Origin of the sequence: Mycobacterium sp. 852002-51057_SCH5723018, assembly GCF_001667035.1 — a bacterium.
Classification (GTDB): domain Bacteria; phylum Actinomycetota; class Actinomycetes; order Mycobacteriales; family Mycobacteriaceae; genus Mycobacterium.
On record NZ_LZIR01000075.1, the window covers coordinates 153,876 to 173,547 of the forward strand.

A 19,672-nucleotide genomic window follows, 5' to 3' on the forward strand; every position below is an offset into this window, starting at 1 on the left:
ACTGCCCAGCCCCTTAGCCGGTTTTGCGCGACTGCTGCAGCACCGAGTCCTCGTGCATTCCGCACTCTGCTGCTAGAGACGCCGGCAATCGCCCGACATCAGGGGTATACCTACTCAGAGGATTCGGGTTTCAGGGCCTGGAGTGCTTGGTAGAGCTCCGTGCGCGAGCGGATGTTGAGCTTGCGGTAGATGCGGCTGAGGTTGACCTCGACCGTTTTGGGGCTGACGAACAGTGCGGATGCGATGTCGCGATTGGTCATTCCGGATGCCGCTAGTTCGGCGACGCGTTCCTCGGTCTCGGTCAGCGTCTTGGAGCCAGGTCTGCCCAAGCCCCCGCGTGCCAGTTCGGCTTTGGCGCGCTGGGCCCATAACGCGGCGCCGAGTTGTTCGAAGGTTTGCAGCGCTTCTTGCAGGGTCGCGGTGGCGGCGTCGCGGCGGCGGTGGCGGCGGTGCAGCTGACCGAACAACAGCTGAGTGCGGGCCCGTTCAAACGGCATGGGTAGGCGCTGATGCTCGGTCATAGCGAGCTCGGCGGTGCCAAGGGCCGCGGTGACATCGCCGCGCCCGGCCTGCAGCATGGCGCGACATCGCATGCCGACGGCCAACATCCAAGGGCGGTCGAGCCGACGGCCATTGCGCTCGAGGGCGTCGATCAACGGCTCGGCGTCGTCGAGGCGACCCAGACCAATCAATGCCTCCACGGCGTCTGGAAGAAACGAAGCTTGGACGATTTCGGTGGCATTGATCGCCGGATCCAATTGAGAAAGCAGCGGCCAAGCTGCATCCACGGCCGCTTGATAGTTGCCCAAAGACAATTCGAGGAATCCGAGCACGGTGAAGTCCCACTCTCGGAGTCGGAACGAATTAGCGTGCTCAAACATCGCGATCGCTGCGGTCGTATCGCTTCGAGCCTGTTGCTCGTCGCCGCGATACGCCGCAACTGCCGCCCGCCCAGTCAATGCGGCGGCCAGGGGCACCTCGCCGCCGAACTGTCGCGCAAGTTCGACTGACTGCTCGGCAATTACCGCGGCTTCGTCGAAACGGCCTCGCCAGATACTGTTGAGCACGGCATTGAAGTCGAGGAAACTCAGCGCCGCTTCATCGCCGCGTTCGATACACATCTCGCGCAGCCGCAGCAGCCTGTCGCGCGCCTCATCGTGGCGGCCGCTCCAGTCCAGCAACAGGGCGTGCTGAGCGCTCGGCCGCATAGGGATTGGGATGGTCTCGCGGGGTTCCAAGGCCAGCGCGCGCCGCAGGTTGTGGTCGTCAACGCCGCCGCCGTTGAGGAAGCGCATCATGACGCGCATACTCAGCGCTTGCCCGAGAAGCGATGTGTCGCCGAATTGTGACGCGGCAGCGACGGCTTCCTCGGCGCGGGTGACGGCCGCTTTCAGTCGATCACCATTGAACAGCGCATAGGACAGCATGACCAGAATGGTCGATTGCAGCGCGGCGTCATCGGCCGCGTCAACCAGTGCGCGTTCGAGCAGCGTTGTCGCCTCGGAAAAGTCGTCGTTGACCAGTCGCACCAGCGCCAGCATGTTCAACGCGCTTGCGCGCAGTGAACCGGCCCCACACAGCTCGATCGTCTTCTCCAGCATGATGCGCGAGCGCGTCGGATCACCGGCCTCGACATAGCAAAGAGCGCAAAGGATTCGGCGTTCGGGCGTGTCAGCGCCTAGACCAAAGGCAAGTTCGAGCAGTTCCGCGGCGGCCGCCGGGCCGCCCCTTTGGCGGGCGATCTGGGCTGCGGTGTCGAGTGCTTGGATTGTTTGGGGTTGGCCGGTGGCGTCGGAGAGGGCGAGGTGGCGGGCGCGTAGTTCGGGTTGGGCGACGAGGGCGGCCAGGCGTCGGTGCATGTGGCGGCGGCGGGCGGGGGAGGCTGCGCGGTAGACGCCGTGGGCCAGCAGGGGGTGGGTGAAGCGCAGTTGGTTTCCGTTGATGGTCACCACGGCTTGGATTTGGGCTTTGGCCAGCGAGTGCACCACCTGCTGGGGTGTGGTGGCGGTGGCGGCGGCCACCACCGGCACCGTGGGATCGGGCAAGCTGGCCATGGCCAGCAGCACGTCCTCGGCGCCGACACGGCTGATCCGTGAGTGCACCAGGTCGTTGAGACTGCTGGGCAAGGCCAGCTCGGAGGTGCGGCCGTCAGCGCCCAGCTCGCGGGCCAGTTCTAACGCGAAAAAGGGATTGCCGCCCGAAATTTCGTGGATGCGCAGCAGCGCGGGGCGGGCCACTGATCGGCCCAGCCGCATCGACAGAACCTGATGCAATTCACCAACGGTCAACGGCTGCAATCGGATTCGGTTCACGCCGTCGGGGCTGGGCAGCTGCAACCGCGACGCCGCCTCCTTGGTGCGCGTCGTGCATACCAAGGCCGAACCGCCCGGAAGCCGTCGCGCCGCGAAAGACACAAGGTTCGCGCTGGACGTGTCAACCCACTGGAAGTCGTCAATCGCCATCACCACTGGCCTTTCGGCGGCGAGCCGGCCGATGACTGCCACGAACCCCGCCGCCACGGCCCTGGGATCGATGTCAGGTGCCTCGACACGCTGCCGCAACAGCGCACCGTCTAAGGCCTGCCGTTGGGGGGCGGGCAGATCGGCCCAGATCGACTCGTCGACATCGCCCAGCAGATCGGCCAGCACCGTATAGGCCAGCACCGACTCGGCGGCCGCCGCGCGCGAGCTCAACGTGGCAAAACCCCGGCTGCGGGCCCGGCCCAGCGCATCAAGCCACAGCGTGGTCTTACCGATGCCCGCCTCGCCCTCGATGACCAGCGCCGCCGACTGGCGCGGCACCGCGTCCAAAAAATCCGTGACCGCCTGCTCTTCAGCTCGCCGGCCAACGAACTGCTCTGCCATCTCTCGTCCCCGTACCCCGGGCCGTCAGTCGGGCAGGCCGGCAAAAGCACAGATCGGCGCGACAAACGACCGACGCTGCCCAACTCCACCATCCATACCTTTAGAACCCTTCCACTCGCCGACACGTGACGGGCCGCCCACTACCGGATCTCAAGCTACGTCCTCACCACAAACTTGTCCCGCGTAACCAACAACCCACCACCTCGACACCGATCGCCGGCGTGCGGAGTCCGTGGCATTGTGCAGTCCTGCTGGGGAGGCCTACAGGTGGGCGGGGACGACGCGCTGACCATCGGTGAGACACCTCACGAGCGGCTCTTCCCCGGATGGCTGCCATCGCCCATCACTGCGGCGCCGGCACCACGGCGGCCGCCCTTCGCGCCGGTATCCCGAGCATCGCGCTACCCGGGCCCGTGGGCGATCAGCCATTCTGGGCGCGTCGACTGAAGGACCTGGGTGCCAGTGCCGCCACCATTTCGCCGCGTCATCTCACGTCGCAGCGCCCCGCCGAGGCCATACGGTTGGCCCTTAGCAGCCGCGAGTTCTGCTACACCGCAAGACAACTCGGCGTAATCGTTTCGCCTGAGGACGGGTCGACAGCGGTGTTGTCGACCGTCGAATTCCTGCTATCGGCCCAGCTATAGGAGGCGCATCGTGGCGGCAGACCCCGAACTGGTTCATGCCATCATCACCGCAGGCGCCCTCGCCGGCGGCGGGATCATGATGGCCGGTGGAGCGATCGGCGCCGGCATAGGAGATGGAATGGCCGGCGCGCAACTCGTCGCGGGCGTTGTCCGCCAATCTGAAGCCCAACAACGAATATTCGTGCCCTTCCTGATGACCGTCGGCCTCGTCGAAGCAGCGTTCTTCAGCAACTTGGCATTCATGGCACTGTTCGTCTTCGCCACACCCGACAAGTAGCCCGCCGACGGTACGGTGAGCCTGGTGGCGCGAAATCTCTATCCACCGATCGAGCCGCACACAGCGGGGATGCTCGCGGTCGGTGACGGCAACCAGATATTCTGGGAGAGTTCCGGCACCGAGGGTGGAACACCCGCGCTGGCGATCCACGGCGGACCGGGGTCGGGCTCGGTGCCTGGCATGCGGCGTCCATTCAATCCCGACAAGTACCGAATCGTGCTGTTCGACCAGCGGGGATGTGGCCGCAGCACACCGCACGCCAGCGATCCCACCGTCGACCTGGGCACCAACACCACCGACCACCTCATCGCCGATATCGAGCAGCTGCGAACGCATCTCGCGATCGACCGATGGGTGGTGGCCGGCTGGTCATGGGGCACGACTCTCGCGCTGGCCTACGCTCAAGCACATCCCGACCGAGTTACCGCGCTTGTGCTGGTGGCCGTCACCACCACGAGTGCATCGGACGTTCGATGGATCACCCGCGACGTCGGACGGCTATTCCCCGCTGAGTGGACTCGCTTCCGCGACGCCCTACCCGAAGCTGACCGCGAAAGCAGCATCGTCGACGCCTACGCGCGGCTACTCGAGAATCCGGATCCACGCGTACGCGCCAAAGCCGCCCGCGACTGGTGTGACTGGGAAGAAAGCCACATCAACCTCGGCCCTACCCCAAAACCCGTCGACCGCTACGCCGACCCTGCGCATCGAATGTGCTTTGCTCGCTTGGTCACTCACTACTGGCGTCACGCCGCATGGCGAGCCGAAGGCGAACTGCTGCGCGGTGTCGCACGAATCGACCACATCCCCGCGGTACTGATCCACGGCCGCCTAGACCTGAGCTCGCCAGCCGATGTTCCTTGGAAGCTCGCGCAGACCTGGCCCGCAGCCCGGCTACACATCGTCCACGACGCCGGACACGCCTCTGGCGACGCCATCTCCGACCACGTCAGGACCGCGCTCGACAGCTTCGCCTGATTAACCGTAGCGCCTGCGGCACTGGAAATCTGGCAAAGCCCGGCCCGGGCCAGCATCCGGCAATATCGGGAGCTTTGCACAGGTGCCGGATCACGCCACCGGAAACGCCGACTGCGTCGGGATCGCAGGTGATGGGAGCCAGTGCGAGAGTGCAAGATTCGGGTCCATCTGGCGCGCCAGCAGTCATCCGGCTGACGACAGCTCGTTCGGCATGGAGCCGTCATTTCCGTCGCCGCGCGGCGCCAATCTACAGGTGTGGCCAGTTTCCGTAACTATGGAAGAAGTTGTAGGTAGTGGCATCCCACTGCCGACCCTCATTCCACACCCGGGACGGGGTTGATGTCGTCCACTGCGTCGACTGAATTGCGTTGCAGCGGTTGTCATCGTTGTTGTAGATCCCAGCACCACTATCTCCGGGAATAATGTCAAGATCGTGCTGGTAACGAGTCCCGAACGAGGTGCCGGTGAACGTTCCGCCCTTCACCCACGGCGAGGGAACCGGTTTGTCGCTCGGATAACCAATGCACGTCTTCGAGCCGTCGAACTGCTGACCTGTCCCGAACCAGCCAGTTTGGTCGCCAAGACGCGGCCTCGACGGGCTGAACTCTAAAACGGCGAAGTCCCAACTCCAGTCGCCACTGTCCCAGGGCCCCTGTTTATTCCACGCCCCCGGCAGTGTGAGGCTGTCGGCGAGGAAGCTACCGAATGGTGCGGTCGGTGCCACGGTGTCGGCGCCGAAGATAATGCTCGCCGAAGAGATCCAGCCGTTGTTGTAGAAACAGTGCGCGGCGCACAGCGCCGTGCTGGGACCGATCATCGTTGCTGTGCATCCCTGCGACAAGTAGGCGTTCGCCGATCCGGGAAAGAACCGCGGACTGTCAACGCGTCGTCGGTCGTCGGGACCAACGATAAAAGTCGGTCTCGGGGAGGCGCTCTTGCCTCGGCACGATCCTGATGTATTGGGGACCTCGTCCATCGCCAGGATGCGGTCGGCGACAACGTAATCCGGTTCTTCTAGCCGGTACTCATAGGTGCCTACGAGTCGCCGAGGCTGCAGTTTCTCTGCCAATTCGTCTCGGCTCATGGTCCGCGGATCTGGCGGTGGCGATTGGCGACCTGGGGTGACGACACGCCGCTGCTGCTCCATCTCCGCGATATTGATGTCCTGAGGCTTGATCTCCTCGACCGCGATCCAGCGCCGGCCATTTGCGTCTGTGAAAGAAGCGCCCGTTGCGTGCTGGGACGTGGGGCCGAGCATCACATGCGCTGAGGCATTATCGTTCATTGTTGTCCTCCCAAGAGTGTTTGATGGCCAGATTGTGCTCCGTGGGGGCTAGCGGGGGCGTGAGTACTTGGGTACTCGAATTTCACGAACGCGGTCTTGACTATTGATCGCCAACCCAAATCGGGTTGACATTCCCGATGTTCGAAGCGGCGTGTACAGGCACCCGATCAGCGCGGATTGTCCTACGTCGGCGACTGGCCGGCGGTGCGGGCATTGCCGAGGACGTCCTCCACGATTCGCGGGATGCGTTTGACCGCGGTCGGTCCCCCGAGCGCCAACTGCATCAGGTGGCCAGGCAGCACACACAACAGCAGGTCGGCCACCGCGGCGGCGTTGCGACCGCGGCGCTTCGACGATCTCAAGAGTCGTCCCGCATCCTCGATCGAGGCACGGAGCCGTTCGGCGAGCACGGGATTGCGCATCGCCTCCGACCAGACGAGCAGGGCGATCGCGGCGAAGCCGTCCTCGACGTGACGGGAGGTGACGAATCTCAGGACCTCGCCGATCGCCGCCTCGGCGGTCGAGCCGGCCTCGACGGATTCTCGAATCACCGCCACGACCTGATCTAGGTTGTCGGCGGCGATCGCCTCGATGACGGCGTCCTTGCTGGGGAAATAGCGGTACACCGCACCCGATGACACCCCGGCCTCCTCCACCAGGTCCTGCATCGTGGTGCCGTGGAAGCCATCGCGCACGAAACACCGGCGGGCGGCATCGAGGATGTGCGCGCGCCGCTGGGCGCGGTACTCCGTTGACACCTTCGGCATGCACACAGCCTACCGAGAAAGAACGCGATCGTTCGCGTTTGACAGCGCTCGCATACGGCAACACAATAAAACGCGAACGCTCATTCGCTATTGGCTCCACCATCAAAGTGAGGAGAGGGACGTGAGTGATGCAACTGAATTCGGCACATTCGGCCGGTTCGTCGAGACCCCGGTCGCGGCAATGCCGCCGGACATGAAGGAGGCGTATAACCTCACTCGCGACCTGCGGGGATTGGTGCCGGGCCCACATAAGATCTGGCTCGCCAACCCGACGTTGTCCAAGACGATCGTGCCGACCGGTGCGTACTACCAGCACGACTCAACGCTGACCAAGGCCGAAATCGAGATCGCCACCAACCTGGTCTGCGGCCGGTGGCACAGCGCGTATGCCACCTACGAACACGAACTCATCGGAAAACGGGACGGCCACCTCGAACCCCGCCACGTCGAGGCCATGATTGCCGGTCTGCCAACACATTTCGACGACCTTCGCCAGCAGGTGGTCTACGAGCTCGCGTCGGCATTGCTGGGCGGGCGGGTGGTTCCGGTGGGGCTGTACCGGCGTGCGACGGAGCTGCTCGGTGCCGTCGGCATCGTGGATGTGACGGTGCTGCTGGGTTGGTTCACCATGGTGTGCCTGACCTTGGGCGCGTTCGACGTGCCCGCAAATGCCACAGGGCTGGACCAGTGAGCGCCGCTGCTACCGGCTTGGGCTGCCGATCGGCGCTGGCCGATCGGGGTGCACTGAGCCCGGCGCAGCGCGAATTGTTCGGTTTGCGCCCGTCGTCACCGCCTTTGCTATCCCCATGACCCGACCCGAGATTGACGCTCGCATCGTCATCACCGTTACGCGGTGAAAGGACTCGCCATGCCCCTTGCTCCCCCGCCCCTGGTCACGCTTTTACCCGTGGCGTTCTTCCCAAAGGAGTACTTCCTGGAGAACCTCGCCGTGCGCGCCGACGGCTCCATTCTGATCACCGCCGTCCTGCAAAAGGAACTGTGGTCCGTCCCAGCCGCACAGCCCGGGGCGGTGGTCGAGCCGATCCTGGTGCACCGCTTCGACCATCCCGTCACCGGCATCGTCGAGATCACCCCGGACGTGTTTGTCATCAGCCTGACCGAGGCCTACACCACCGGTGAATCCTTGCTCGTCGCAGTGGATCTCACCGGATGGGTACCGGGCGAGCCCGTCGACCCCCGCATCGTCTACCGCTTCGACGAGCGCGCCCACGGGCTCAACGGCACCTGCCTGCTGGGTCCGGGCGTTTTGGCGATCGCCGACTGCTTCGCGGGGCTTGTCTGGCGCGTCGACCTCCGGGACAGCACAGAGGTCACCGCTGATGTCTGGCTGCGTCACGACACCATGGCGTTCGACCCCGATAGCGGCCTGCCTCCCCCGCCGCAACCCGGCATCAACGGCCTGCACTACAGCCCCCAGACCGGCTACCTGTACTACACCTCGACCGCGCAGAAAGTGTTCATGCGCGTAGCCGTCGACCCCGAGACACTCAATCCGGAAGCAGCACCGGAGCTCGTGGCGGCCATCGACAACGCCGACGACTTCTGCCTCGATGACCGTGCCGGATTCGCCTACGTCACCCGTCACCGCGCCAACACCCTCGACCGGGTACCGCTGGTGCCTGGTCATGGCAGCGAGGTCCGCCACCTCGCCGGTGATCCCTTCGACAAAACGCTGGTAGGACCATCCAGCGCCGCGTGGGGGCGGCGCGCCGGTGAGCCCGGCCGGGTTTTGTACGTCACCACTGACGGTGGCACCACCGCACCGCCGCACGGCATCATCCGCAACGCCGCACTGCTGCGCGTCGAACTGGACTACTCCAGCTCAGCGTGCAGCACGGAGGGGCCATGACTCGACACAGCCAGATCGTCACCGCTGCTGAGGTTTCCATCGAGACCTACGTCGACGGAGACGGGCCCGCCCTGGTGATCATCCCTTCCTACGGCCGCGGCGGCGGAGCCGACTTCGACGCGCTGACCGCGACACTCGTCGAGGCCGGCTACCGGATTTTGCGGCCTCAGCCGCGCGGTGTCGCCCGCTCGGTCGGCCCGATGAGTGCGGTCACCTTCGAGGACTTGGCTGGCGACATCGCCGCAGTGATCGACCAGCTCGCCGACGGGCCCGCGGTGGTCCTCGGCCACGCCTTCGGGAACTTCGTCGCCCGCGCCGCCGCCGTACACCATCCCGACAATGTCGCCGCCGTGATCCTGGCCGCCGCGTCCGGGTCGACAGTCGCCCCCGACGTCAAGGTGGCCCCGATGCGCGCCGGCGACCCGTCGCTGTCCGACGCGACCCGACTCGCCGCGCTGCGCCTGGCGTTCTTTGCCCCCGGCCACGACGCGTCGATCTGGTTGACCGGCTGGTATCCCGACACCCTGGCCATGCAGGCTGATTGTGTTGATCGCGCCGACGTCCCCCGCTACTGGGGCGCGGGTAATGCACCGGTGTTCGAGATCATCGCCGCCCTCGATCCGTTCCACCACCGCGACGAATGGGGCGATTTACACGAGCGTTACGGCGCGCGCGTCACCACCACCGTCATCGAGCACGCCAGCCACGCATTGTTCCCCGAACAACCCGACGCCGTCGCCAAGGTGATCCTCGGCTACCTGCCGTCCATCGCCTACACCAAATGATTGAAGTCGATGCGGCAGCGATCCCGTCTGTGGCGGTGCCGACGGCGATCGTCGGACGGCGGCGTGCGCCGCGGACCCAAAACCACGAATTCAGACCACATTCGAGTCAACGCACTCGTATTTCGAAGGGATGCGACTGATGCACCTCATACCTGGCCGCCGACAGGCGACTCGTCAACTCGACGGGAGATGTGACTTGAGAGATGATGTCGACGTAAACGCATGCAGCGCTTACCTTTACGGCGCACATGCAACGTTGTACTGGCGCCGATCCCAGGACTATCAGATGAATCATAATCTCCACGAGCGCATTTCGACCCGAGATCCGGATGCGGTGCACCGGTCTACAGGAATTTCGGGCGCACGGGATCGGTTGTGGTGGTCATGAAGGCGATCGGCTATACCGAATTCGGTGGTCCTGAAGTCCTACATGTAATGGAGTTGCCAGAGCCCCACGCCGGCCCCGGACAGCTCCGGGTCCGTGTGCATGCCGCAGCAGTCAGTCCGGCTGACACAGCAGCTCGTTCCGGATGGATGTACAGGACCTATGCACCAGACACCCTGCCCGGAGGACGCTACCCGGACCCGCCGTACGTGCCGGGATGGGACTTCTGCGGTGTCGTCGACCAAGCCCCCGCTGGTGGCCCGATCCGACCCGGCGAGCAGGTCATCGGACTGACGCTCGGCCCGATGGGCGATGTCGGCGCCTACGCGGAATACGTGGTGACCGACGTCCGTTCGGTGGTGCGCGCACCGACCAACACCACAGCCGTTGCGGCGTCCACTCTTTTGATGAATGCGCTGACCGCCTATGCCATGCTCGAGGCACCGGCCATTCCTGCCGGCGGCACGGTCGCGGTGACCGGTGCCGCCGGAGCGCTGGGTGGCTATGCCATCCAATTGGCCAAACATCAAGGGCTGCAGGTCATTGCTGACGCCGCCGAGGCTGACGAGAAGTTGGTCAAGGGGTTGGGGGCCGATATCGTGGTCCGCCGCGGAGACTCGCTGGCTGAGCACATCCGCGAAGCGATACCCGAGGGAGTCGACGGAGTCGTCGACGCAGCGCTGTACAACGATGCGATCGCGCCCGCGATCCGCGACGGCGGCGCCGCCACATCGGGCCGCCAACACGTCGGCGCCACCGAACGATCCATCGTGTGGCACAAGGTGTCCGTCGACGAACACACCACACGCACCGATGTTTTGAACACCCTGCGCGACCTCGCGGAGGCCGGCACGTTGACCCTGCGTGTAGCAGGAACCCTTCCCGCCGAGCAGGCGGCCGAGGCACACCGCCGGCTCGAGGCCGGCGGATTGCGGGGTCGTCTCGTACTCACCTGGCAGCTCAGCTGACCGGCCGCAGCCGGGGCGTACTTGAGCACCGCGAACCTGTAGCGTGACGGCGGTGAAGTCCTCCCGCGTGTATTCCTCCGTCGCGCTCGCGGCGTGTGTCGCGGCGACCGTTCTGACGCTTGCTGCAGCCGGCAAGTCAGCCGCGGCCGGCTCGTGCCCAACCGCAGCGCCGCCGAACGGCGGAGCCCCCGAGTGGTCGCTGGCCGGCAACACCGGCAGCATCGGGGTGACCGGGTCCACGGATACGACGGCTCCGCGCGTGAACGTCGTGGCGCCGTTCAGTGTGACTCAGACTCAGGTGCATACGCTGCACGTCGGAGATGGACCGGTGGTCCCGGGCACCGCTAGGGTTTCCGTCTGCTACATGGGCGTCAACGGGCGCGACGGGTCCGTGTTCGACAGTAGCTACGAACGCGGCGCCCCAGTTGACTTCCCGCTTGGCGGAGTCGTGCCGGGCTTCCAGAAGGCCATCGCGGGACAAAATGTCGGCTCCACGGTGGCGGTCGCAATGACGTCCGCGGATGGCTACCCCGACGGTCAGCCCAGCGCTGGGATCCGGCCGGGCGACTCGCTCATCTTCGCGATCAAAATCCTGAGTGCCTCTAGCTGAGCCGCGAGGCGCGATCCGGTATTAACTTGTGCGCCAGGGGCTCCGGTTCAAAGCGTTGATGCCGCCGTCAAGCCCCCGCAGCGGCGTTCACGACCGTCGCGTTGCAGATACGTCCGCGTCGGGACGGTCAGAGAAGGTCGGGTATTCGACCGGCTTTTGCGAAACTTCACCCGAAGCCACGTGTTCGGGTGCTTCGGGATGGGAGAACAGGTTTGAGTTGTCCATATGGTGTCCTTACGAATGAAGAGTCGGCCAATACGCACTGGTGACGGACCGACGACGATCGAAATCGCGCACTGATCTCTTTCGCAATGCGTTGACGATTCAGGTTGACCGCTAGAACGCGGTGCACCGTCAACTGTACAGGCAGTTCCCATGGATGCGTCCACAGAGGGTTGAGGGGCGTACAAGGTCGCCATGCTGCTATGCTGGCAGCAACGTTGGCTGTCGCTTCGATGGCCAGCACGTCGTGAAACGCTTCTTCATCCTTCCGGCGTCGGCCCTGACCTGCGGCGGACGCACTGAACCTGGCGCAGTTCGTATCGCGGCGATCGATTTTGCCCACCGGCAATCTCGCCACCTTGTGCTGACCGACCGCGCGGATATTGTCGCCGACTCGGCCACAACCGATGCCCGAAAGACATCAAGTGACCACTGGCAAGACATTTGCCGATCTCGGCGTGCGCGAACCACTCATCGAAGTGCTAGCCATGCGCGGGATCACCCAGCCGTTCCCCATCCAAATCGAAACTCTGCCCGACACGCTCGCCGGCCGCGACGTTCTCGGCCGCGGTAAGACAGGCAGCGGCAAGACGCTCGCCTTCTCGATACCCATGGTCAGCAGGCTGGCCCGGCGTCCGCGCCGCCCGTCCCGACCGTCGGGTCTGATCCTTGCCCCCACCCGGGAGCTGGCCAGCCAGATCACCGCGACGCTGGAACCGTTGGCCGCTGCTAACGGCCTTCGCGTGACCACGATCTTCGGCGGCGTGCCGCAAGGCAGGCAGGTGGCGGCGCTGAAGTCGGGCGTCGACATCGTCGTCGCCTGCCCCGGCCGGCTCGAAGACCTGATGAAGCAGCGCTTGATCAGCCTCGACTCGATCGAGATCACGGTGATCGACGAAGCCGATCACATGGCCGACCTTGGCTTCCTTCCCGGCGTCACCCGCATCCTGGCGGCCACCCCGAGCGGTGGCCAGCGGCTCATGTTCTCGGCAACACTCGACAATGGCGTCGACAAGCTCGTCAATCGATTCCTGCGCAATTCCGTGCTGCACTCGGTCGATGGCTCCGATTCGCCGGTAGCCGAGATGACGCACCACGTGTTCCATGTCTCGGGCGTCCAAGCCAAAAAGGAGCTGGTGCATCGGCTCGCTTCCGGTACCGGCCGCCGAATTCTGTTCATGCGGACCAAACATCAAGCACGCAAACTCGCCAAGCAACTCACGGAATCCGGCGTCCCGGCAGTCGACCTGCACGGCAACCTTTCGCAGCCCGCCCGCGACCGAAACCTCGCCGCCTTCAGTGCGGGCGAGGCACGGGTATTGGTGGCCACCGACATCGCTGCGCGCGGCGTGCATGTCGATGGCATCGAGTTGGTGGTGCACATCGATCCGCCCGCCGAACACAAGGCGTACCTGCACCGGTCCGGACGGACGGCGCGGGCCGGAAACGCGGGTGACGTCGTCACCGTGGTGCTGCCCGAACAGCGCAGGGATACGCATGCGCTGATGCGCCGCGCGGGCATTCATGTCACTCCACAGGAAGTCACCGTCAACTCGGCCGCCGTGCACGCGGTGGCCGGTGAGGTGGCGCCCTACCGAGCGCCCGCACCGAAGAAAACGGTGCCGCCGCCGCACGCGTCGCAGCCGCGTCGCTCGGGTTCCGCCAACCGCAGACGCGGCGGCCGCTCCGGTCGTCCGCAGGGCCGATCGCAATAACGCCACAGGTGTTTCGATGAGCGGTGAAGCTCTGCTATTTTAGCCGTGTGGATGCTATTGGTACATCCCGCATTTGAAATGAGAGAAGTAAGTAAATGGCACAGGGAACTGTGAAATGGTTCAACGGTGAGAAGGGTTTCGGCTTTATCACCCCCGATGACGGCGCGAAGGACCTCTTCGTCCACTACTCCGAGATCCAGGGAAGCGGCTACCGCTCGCTCGAGGAAAACCAGCGCGTTCAGTTCGAGGTCGCGCAAGGAGCCAAAGGGCCCCAGGCGGTAGGAGTCACTGCCGTCTAAGGAACTCCGACCTGACAGTGGGCTGGTGCGATTGCTTCGTACCAGCCCACTGGAGTTTCTAGACCGCGACCAGTCGACTCCCATGCGCTCGGCGCATGGGGCCATACTTGAGAAACATTTCCATCTGCACCGTGGCAAGCGCTACCGTTTTTTCATGCGCGATCAGAACCCGCACCGAAATGTAGGGCCGCCGATGTGCCGATCCGTCCCGGCCGCTAGTCCGGGCACAACGTCGAGCGCAGTAGGATTCGACGTCGCTCCGTACGACGGAGCCGGAGGACTAACCCCAATCGGAAACACTGTGTTCGGTCCAGCGCAAGGGCCCGCGTGACCTAAGTATTCCCCGCCGGAAACGGGGGCGTTTGTGACATGCGCTCATGACCACATTTGGGACGTCGAAACCAGCGTAGGTTTGACGGCGATGATAGCTGCCGCGGAGGAGCCCGAGTCCTCGCACAGCCGGGCCCGCTAATCAACAATCCGAGCATGGAATGTTGAGTTGCCAACGCAACACGCATTTTACGCGTCTCCATCGGCTTCCCCAATAGACGGTGATGGGGCGAGAGGACGGTCCGCTCCAGCGGGATTGAGGGACGCCATTGGTGAACCGCTCGCCGAAATGTTCACCGACTCATCGAGGTCCTGAGCTAGGCCGCGCGTCGCGGCCGGTGCGTTCGTCGACACGGTGACATTCACTCGTGAACGACGGCTCCACGAAGGTTTCTTACGAAATGCGGAGGGTCAGAACATGTTTGGCATAACAGGTTGGGTCGAATTCGTGCGGGGCCTCGCCGGCGAGCGAGACGCGATCATACTTTTCCAGCCAGAACCGGGTGGCAACCAATTACCTAAAGAGGCACTATGCTTCCCGGGCGCGCGCCGATGAAGATTGCGGTGCGACCTGGCCGCAGGCGCGATGTGCGGCAACTGTCCCGGGTCTTGGGCCGCGCTTTTTACAACGACCCGCTCATGAGGTGGATGCTGCCCGGCAATGGTGGGCGGACTCGCGGCCTTCCGGCGTTGTTCGCCACGTTGGCGCGCCATCACTACCTGCCCCGTGGTGGCGTGCAGGTGGCCGTAGCGGGCAACGCGATCGCAGGCGCAACAATGTGGTCCCCTCCGGGTCGGTGGAGGGAATCGCGGCCCGGGGAACTGCGAATGCTGCCGGGCATGTTGTCGGCCTTCGGCTGCCGTACCCCGCTGATAAAGAAGACCCTGGAGCTCATCGCAAACCATCATCCCGAGGAACCGCATTGGTATCTAGGGGTTATCGGCAGCGATCCCACGGTCCGGGGCGCTGGGTTCGGTCGCGTCCTGATGGACTCAGGGCTCGAGCGATGCGACGCCGAGCATGCGCCGGCCTACCTCGAGTCGACCAACCCAGCCAATGTGCCGTATTACCAACGGTTCGGCTTCGAGGCCACTGGCGAGTTGGCGCTTCCTGGCGGCGGCCCAGTGATCACCACGATGTGGCGGCATGTCCGCTCGTGAGTCTACAAGTCCAAGGAGCGAGCTGATGACATCTAGTCCACTCAACATCAGTCTCAGAGAAACGGAGAAAATTCCAATGACGCCGTACACGGCCACCATGCTGGAGGCACACACCCCGCCGTCTCTGCTGACGAAACCCCATGTCATAGTGCGCGGGGAGGGCATCCGAGTTTGGGACAGCGCCGGAAAGTGCTATATCGACGGTGTTTCCGGAATGTTGTGCACGAACCTCGGCTATACCCAGCCTCGTCTCATGGCAGCCGCTGCGCGCCAAATGGCCACGCTGCCTTTTTTCGCGAACTACGGCCACCGCACCAACGATGTGGCTCTCGCTCTAGCCGACGACATTGCGGTGATTGCCCCGTTTCGTATGGGCCGTACCTTCTTCGCGAATTCGGGCGCGGAAGCGGTCGAGAGCGCCATCAAGCTGGCGTGGTACTACCACAACTGTGTGGGCCGCTCAGGGCGTGTCAAGGTTCTCTCCCACGAGCGCGGGTACCACGGCACCACAATCGCGGCCGCGTCCGCAACCGGAGTGGGCGCCATCCATAGCGGATTCGCCCTCCCGCTAACGCACTTCGTCAAACTACCCTGCCCCGATCCGCAGGCGACGGCGTCAGGGGAATCACCGGAAGCCTTTGTCGACCGCCTCATCGAGCATCTCGAAAGCGTCATCGCTGCCGAGGACGCTAATACGATTGCGGCATTTGTCGGGGAGCCGATCTTGGGCGCAGGCGGCTTGGTGATTCCACCGGCCGGTTACTACGACCGAGTACAGCAGGTCCTCTCCCGCCACGACATCCTGTACATCGCCGACGAGGTCATCACCGCCTTCGGCCGGACGGGATCCATGTTCGCGACTGAGGAGTTCGGCCTAAAGCCCGACATGATCACCGTTGCCAAGGGGCTTTCGTCGGCATATCTGCCAATCTCAGCTGTAATGCTCGAACAGCGGGTGAGCAACGCCATCGTCAAGGGCTCGAACAATATTGGTGCATTCGCTCATGGCTCCACCTATTCAGGGCACCCCGTAGCGGCAGCTGTCGCACGTGAGACTATCGCCGTCCTGCAGGAAGAAAAAATTCCCGAGCACGTGCGCAAGACTTCCCCATCACTGATGGCAGGGCTGGAAACCCTGCGGGGCCGAGCCAGCGTGGTCGATATTCGCGGCCATGGTTTCATGGCTGCAATCGACTTCTCGCCGCTGCATCCGAAAGCGGCCCAAGGGGAAACCGGAGCCGCCTTACAGGCCAAGGCCTTCGAGCTCGGCCTTCTCGTGCGGGCAATCGGTGACACTATCGCATTCGCGCCACCGCTGATCAGCACCGTCACCGAAATTGAGGAGATCACGAGTATCTTCCGGGCGGCGTACGATGCGGTGCTGGAAGACGCAGAATCGAGACTGGTCGGAAAACCGATGTAGCGACCTTGCCGGCCCCGCCGGGGCTTCGAGCGTGCGGATCGTCACCTCGACCGGGGTGAATCGGTCGTAAATGTGCAGCCAATACGGGTCGAGGCAGAAGCACGCATCCCTGGCTGCCGTGACGCATCAGTCGGCCTCACTCCGTCCCCGTCGGGCGGGACTGGCCACGCTGAGCAAATCGCCGAGCCCGATTCGCTGATAGAACCATTGCCGCACTCGGTCGCCGACGCGGAAGACGTCTTCCGCGCCGTCGTCGGAGGGATCGATGTAGACCCGAAACGGCCGAGCGCCTTTCGGCATGTCGACGACGCGAACGATCTGATGTGCCACCTCGGCCGGATCAGCGTCGTCCGGCGCCAATTCGGCCAGCCGTCGAACAACCTCATCCATCAAGCCGCCGTATCGCTCCTCATAGGCGGAAGCGACGTCGCCATCGGCGGGATGGCCGGCATTGGCGAAGTGATTGGTGCCGCTGGTGAAGGCGCCTGGCACTACGATCGTGGTCTCGATTCCGAACCGGGCCAATTCGGCGGCATAGCTGACGGCGAGCGCGTCTTCGGCCGCCTTGGCAGCGAAATACGGCCCGAGATAGGGCGGGGTGCCGCCACGTGCGCTCGACGATCCGACCCAAACCACCAGACCGTCACGTCGCGCGCGCATGTGCGGGAGCACAGCACGATTGGCGCGCTGGGTGGACAGCACGTTCGTGTCGTATACGGCGGCAATTTGCTCCGGGGTGAAGGCTTCCGACGGGCCCAGCACCATGTGGCCGGCGTTGTGCACGAGCACGTCGATGCGCCCGGCATCGTCCAGGATGGTGCTGACGGCTCGATCGACCGACGCCTGATCGGTGACGTCCATTTCGACAACTCTTAGGGCAACGCCATGCTGATCGGCATAGGCGCTGGCGGCTGCGGCGGCCGCCCGGTTGCGGCCCGAGACGCCGCGCATGCCCGCGTACACCACGTGATTTGCATTGGCGAGTGCACGGACCGTCAACGCGCCGAGTCCGCTCGAGGCGCCGGTGACGAGGATGACTTTCCGGTTTCGCATTTAGACCACTCCCCCATTGGCGTAGATGACCTGGCCGTTGACCCAGCGGGCCGGGCCGGCGAGGAAGGCGACGACTTCGGCGATATCGTCCGGTTCGCCGAGGCGCTCCAGTGGAGGTATCGACTTGAGGTGATCGATGACTTCTTGCGGCTTGCCGTCGAGAAACAGCGGTGTGGCGGTCGGACCCGGTGCGACGGCGTTGACGGTGATATCGCGGCCACGCAGCTCCTTGGCCAGGATCAGCGTCATGGCGTCGATCGCACCTTTGGTCGCGGCGTAGGCGGTGTATCCGGTCAGCGCGATCCTGGTGACAGATGACGAAAAGTTGATGATGGCGCCGCCCGCGCGCAACCGCCGCGCTGCCTGCTGGCTTACGACGAAGGTGCCCCGCACGTTGGTGCGGTGCATCCGGTCGAAGTCGTCGAAGTTCAGCTCGGTCAGCGGCGACAACAGCATGATGCCCGCGGCATTCACCACCACGTCCACGGCGCCGAATTCGGCCTCGACGCGATCGAACATGGCGACAACCTGGGCATCGTCACCTATGTCGGCCGACACCACCATCGCGCGGCCGCCGTCGGCGACAATCTGGCTTGCGGCCTGCTCGGCGTGGTCGCGGTTGCCGGCGCAATGCAACGCCACCGCCATTCCCGCCTGTCCTAGCCGCACCGCTGCCGCGCGGCCGATGCCGCCCGACGCTCGTGACTAACGCAACCCTTGTCACTTCTACCCCTCCGCTATGTGGACTAGACGTACATATACCATAAATGTACACTGCGTACATATATTCCCCTGCTTTGTGAGGACCGATGACTCACCCCGTGCGCACGCGCCGCGGTCGCGGCCGCCGACGCGCCGAGGAGGTCCGGAGCGAGGTCTTGGAGGCGGCGGGAACCCTATTGTTCGAGGAGGGGATGGCCGGCTTCACCATCGAGAAGGTGGCCAACCGCTCCGGCGCGAGCAAGATGACGATCTATAAGTGGTGGCCGACGAAAGGCGCGCTGGCGCTGGACGGCTACTTCGCCAAGGTGGAGCCGGAGCTGGCGTTTCCTGACACCGGCGACATCGAAAAGGATCTGCGTGCGCAGCTGCACGCCTTCCTGCACGTCGTCGCCGACAGCCCCGCTGGACGAGTGATCGCGGAACTAATCGGACAGGCGCAGTACGATCCGGAGTTGAAAGGCGCCTATTTGCAGCGATATTCCGGTCCGCGCCGTGCGTTGGCTGTCGACGCGATGGAGCGGGCCAAGGCACGTGGGCAGCTGCGCGCCGACCTCGACCCAGAGACCGTAGTCGATCAATTGTGGGGCGCCTGCTATCACCGGCTGCTGCTGCCCGATAAGCCGTTGACCGAGGAATTCGTGAATGCACTGGTAGACAACGTCTTCCGTGGCGTTGTGACACGCCGCGGTCGAAGTGGTGCTAGCCGCAGGGCCGCGGATATGCGTTGATTATTGGGATCAGCCGGTATGGGCCTCATGCGACGACCGCATAGGCTCATACCACAAAGAGCATTTCCGAGTGCTCCTAGATTGCGGTTAATGTCCTACCCATGCTCTCGGGGGAAGCAACGCAGCGAGCCGGGTCGAACGTACACAAGTTTTCCGTCCGCCGCACTGCTAATTAGTCCCATCGCGTACGTAGTGTCCGCACCCAATCGATACCAACCGAGAAGCTGATCCATTTGAGACGCACGCGTTACGGCTCTCTAGCCAACGGCGGGCTGAACTGGAACAGTTTGCCGCTCAGGCTCTTTGCCAGCGGGAACAAGAAGTTCTGGGACCCCGCAGACATCGATTTCTCCCGCGACCGGGCGGACTGGGAGTCTCTTTCGGAGCGTGAACGCGAATACGCCACCCTGCTGTGTGTTGAGTTCGCCGCGGGGGAAGAAGTGGTCACCAAAGACATCCAGCCGTTCGTAGCCGCGATGGGTGCGGAGGGCCGGTTGGGCGACGAAATGTATCTGACCCAGTTCGCGTTCGAGGAGGCCAAACACACCCGAGCGCCGTCGCGTCATACTTTCACCCGGTCGGCAC

The 19,672-nt window shown here is 64.2% G+C and carries 18 protein-coding genes and 1 pseudogene; 14 read left to right on the forward strand and 5 right to left on the reverse strand.

The features are described 5' to 3' along the window. Positions 1–110: 110 nt before the first annotated feature. Positions 111–2,864: an AAA family ATPase gene (locus A5764_RS16185; protein WP_067114509.1), complete on the reverse strand. Its 2,754-nt coding sequence runs from the start codon at positions 2,862–2,864 to the stop codon at positions 111–113. Positions 2,865–3,190: 326 nt separating this feature from the next. On the opposite strand from A5764_RS16185, the gene A5764_RS16190 reads away from it, so the two are divergent. Genes A5764_RS16190 through pip form a run of 3 tightly spaced genes read left to right on the forward strand, consistent with a single transcriptional unit; the run spans position 3,191 to position 4,763 of the window. Beyond that, entirely contained in the window at positions 3,191–3,508 is a 318-nt protein-coding gene (locus A5764_RS16190) for a glycosyltransferase (protein WP_067114510.1), read from the forward strand. 40 nt (positions 3,509–3,548) lie between these two features. Further along, on the forward strand, positions 3,549–3,785 hold the full coding sequence (locus A5764_RS16195; RefSeq protein ID WP_369807333.1) for a F0F1 ATP synthase subunit C: 237 nt from the start codon (positions 3,549–3,551) through the stop codon (positions 3,783–3,785). Positions 3,786–3,809: 24 nt separating this feature from the next. Further along, positions 3,810–4,763, forward strand: a complete 954-nt coding sequence (gene pip, locus A5764_RS16200) for a prolyl aminopeptidase (protein WP_197501481.1) — start codon at positions 3,810–3,812, stop codon at positions 4,761–4,763. Between the two features lie 247 nt (positions 4,764–5,010). Here pip and A5764_RS28400 read toward each other — a convergent pair whose 3' ends face one another. Both A5764_RS28400 and A5764_RS16210 read right to left on the reverse strand, forming a co-directional pair. Then, entirely contained in the window at positions 5,011–6,048 is a 1,038-nt protein-coding gene (locus A5764_RS28400) for a serine protease (protein WP_156664712.1), read from the reverse strand. Positions 6,049–6,230: 182 nt separating this feature from the next. Continuing rightward, complete coding sequence (locus A5764_RS16210; protein ID WP_067114514.1) at positions 6,231–6,815, reverse strand: TetR/AcrR family transcriptional regulator; 585 nt, start codon at positions 6,813–6,815, stop codon at positions 6,231–6,233. Between the two features lie 121 nt (positions 6,816–6,936). Here A5764_RS16210 and A5764_RS16215 point away from each other — a divergent pair, with 121 nt between their 5' ends. The 9 genes from A5764_RS16215 to A5764_RS16255 all read left to right on the forward strand — a co-directional run bounded on the left by A5764_RS16215 (position 6,937) and on the right by A5764_RS16255 (position 16,583). Next, positions 6,937–7,506, forward strand: coding sequence for a carboxymuconolactone decarboxylase (locus A5764_RS16215; RefSeq protein WP_067114515.1), 570 nt, complete (start codon positions 6,937–6,939; stop codon positions 7,504–7,506). Between the two features lie 177 nt (positions 7,507–7,683). Continuing rightward, complete coding sequence (locus tag A5764_RS16220) at positions 7,684–8,685, forward strand: hypothetical protein (protein ID WP_067114516.1); 1,002 nt, start codon at positions 7,684–7,686, stop codon at positions 8,683–8,685. After that, on the forward strand, positions 8,682–9,470 hold the full coding sequence (locus A5764_RS16225; RefSeq protein WP_067114565.1) for an alpha/beta fold hydrolase: 789 nt from the start codon (positions 8,682–8,684) through the stop codon (positions 9,468–9,470). Before A5764_RS16220 ends, A5764_RS16225 begins: the two co-directional genes overlap by 4 nt. 534 nt (positions 9,471–10,004) lie before the next feature. Next, positions 10,005–10,823, forward strand: coding sequence for a zinc-binding dehydrogenase (locus A5764_RS16230; RefSeq protein WP_369807330.1), 819 nt, complete (start codon positions 10,005–10,007; stop codon positions 10,821–10,823). 43 nt (positions 10,824–10,866) lie between these two features. Then, positions 10,867–11,433 (forward strand): FKBP-type peptidyl-prolyl cis-trans isomerase, encoded by a 567-nt coding sequence (locus A5764_RS16235; RefSeq protein WP_082951729.1) that lies wholly within the window; start codon positions 10,867–10,869, stop codon positions 11,431–11,433. Between the two features lie 647 nt (positions 11,434–12,080). Further along, positions 12,081–13,370 carry a DEAD/DEAH box helicase gene (locus A5764_RS16240; protein ID WP_067114517.1) on the forward strand — a complete coding sequence of 430 codons (1,290 nt, stop codon included), beginning with the start codon at positions 12,081–12,083 and terminating at the stop codon, positions 13,368–13,370. Positions 13,371–13,465: 95 nt separating this feature from the next. Next, positions 13,466–13,669: a cold-shock protein gene (locus A5764_RS16245; RefSeq protein ID WP_067114518.1), complete on the forward strand. Its 204-nt coding sequence runs from the start codon at positions 13,466–13,468 to the stop codon at positions 13,667–13,669. A gap of 882 nt (positions 13,670–14,551) precedes the next feature. Next, complete coding sequence (locus tag A5764_RS16250; protein ID WP_067114568.1) at positions 14,552–15,160, forward strand: GNAT family N-acetyltransferase; 609 nt, start codon at positions 14,552–14,554, stop codon at positions 15,158–15,160. 25 nt (positions 15,161–15,185) lie between these two features. Continuing rightward, positions 15,186–16,583: an aspartate aminotransferase family protein gene (locus tag A5764_RS16255; RefSeq protein WP_197501484.1), complete on the forward strand. Its 1,398-nt coding sequence runs from the start codon at positions 15,186–15,188 to the stop codon at positions 16,581–16,583. A 126-nt stretch (positions 16,584–16,709) separates the two neighbouring features. Here the strand turns inward: A5764_RS16255 and A5764_RS16260 are convergent, their stop codons facing one another. After that, a complete protein-coding gene (locus tag A5764_RS16260) occupies positions 16,710–17,636 on the reverse strand; it encodes an SDR family oxidoreductase (protein WP_067114520.1) in 927 nt (308 codons plus the stop codon). Continuing rightward, entirely contained in the window at positions 17,637–18,284 is a 648-nt protein-coding gene (locus A5764_RS16265) for an SDR family oxidoreductase (RefSeq protein WP_231989724.1), read from the reverse strand. It abuts the gene before it with no gap. 161 nt (positions 18,285–18,445) lie between these two features. Here A5764_RS16265 and A5764_RS16270 point away from each other — a divergent pair, with 161 nt between their 5' ends. Further along, the gene (locus A5764_RS16270) at positions 18,446–19,087 is read left to right on the forward strand and encodes a TetR/AcrR family transcriptional regulator (protein WP_067114521.1); all 642 of its coding nucleotides are present in this window, start codon (positions 18,446–18,448) and stop codon (positions 19,085–19,087) included. A 233-nt stretch (positions 19,088–19,320) separates the two neighbouring features. Then, a pseudogene (locus A5764_RS16275) lies at positions 19,321–19,638 on the forward strand (R2-like ligand-binding oxidase); the annotation flags it as partial. Positions 19,639–19,672: the final 34 nt, after the last annotated feature.

What these genes read in the sequence shown, in the direction of transcription:
- A5764_RS16210 (WP_067114514.1), bottom strand. Translation starts at nt 6,815, where the DNA reads ATGCCGAAGGTGTCAACGGAGTACCGCGCCCAGCGGCGCGCGCACATC.
- A5764_RS16255 (WP_197501484.1), top strand. Translation starts at nt 15,186, where the DNA reads ATGACATCTAGTCCACTCAACATCAGTCTCAGAGAAACGGAGAAAATT.
- A5764_RS16270 (WP_067114521.1), top strand. Translation starts at nt 18,446, where the DNA reads ATGACTCACCCCGTGCGCACGCGCCGCGGTCGCGGCCGCCGACGCGCC.
- A5764_RS16185 (WP_067114509.1), bottom strand. Translation starts at nt 2,864, where the DNA reads ATGGCAGAGCAGTTCGTTGGCCGGCGAGCTGAAGAGCAGGCGGTCACG.
- A5764_RS16250 (WP_067114568.1), top strand. Translation starts at nt 14,552, where the DNA reads ATGAAGATTGCGGTGCGACCTGGCCGCAGGCGCGATGTGCGGCAACTG.
- A5764_RS16190 (WP_067114510.1), top strand. Translation starts at nt 3,191, where the DNA reads ATGGCTGCCATCGCCCATCACTGCGGCGCCGGCACCACGGCGGCCGCC.
- A5764_RS16225 (WP_067114565.1), top strand. Translation starts at nt 8,682, where the DNA reads ATGACTCGACACAGCCAGATCGTCACCGCTGCTGAGGTTTCCATCGAG.
- A5764_RS16220 (WP_067114516.1), top strand. Translation starts at nt 7,684, where the DNA reads ATGCCCCTTGCTCCCCCGCCCCTGGTCACGCTTTTACCCGTGGCGTTC.
- A5764_RS16230 (WP_369807330.1), top strand. Translation starts at nt 10,005, where the DNA reads ATGTACAGGACCTATGCACCAGACACCCTGCCCGGAGGACGCTACCCG.
- A5764_RS16265 (WP_231989724.1), bottom strand. Translation starts at nt 18,284, where the DNA reads ATGGCGGTGGCGTTGCATTGCGCCGGCAACCGCGACCACGCCGAGCAG.
- A5764_RS16245 (WP_067114518.1), top strand. Translation starts at nt 13,466, where the DNA reads ATGGCACAGGGAACTGTGAAATGGTTCAACGGTGAGAAGGGTTTCGGC.
- A5764_RS16260 (WP_067114520.1), bottom strand. Translation starts at nt 17,636, where the DNA reads ATGCGAAACCGGAAAGTCATCCTCGTCACCGGCGCCTCGAGCGGACTC.
- A5764_RS28400 (WP_156664712.1), bottom strand. Translation starts at nt 6,048, where the DNA reads ATGAACGATAATGCCTCAGCGCATGTGATGCTCGGCCCCACGTCCCAG.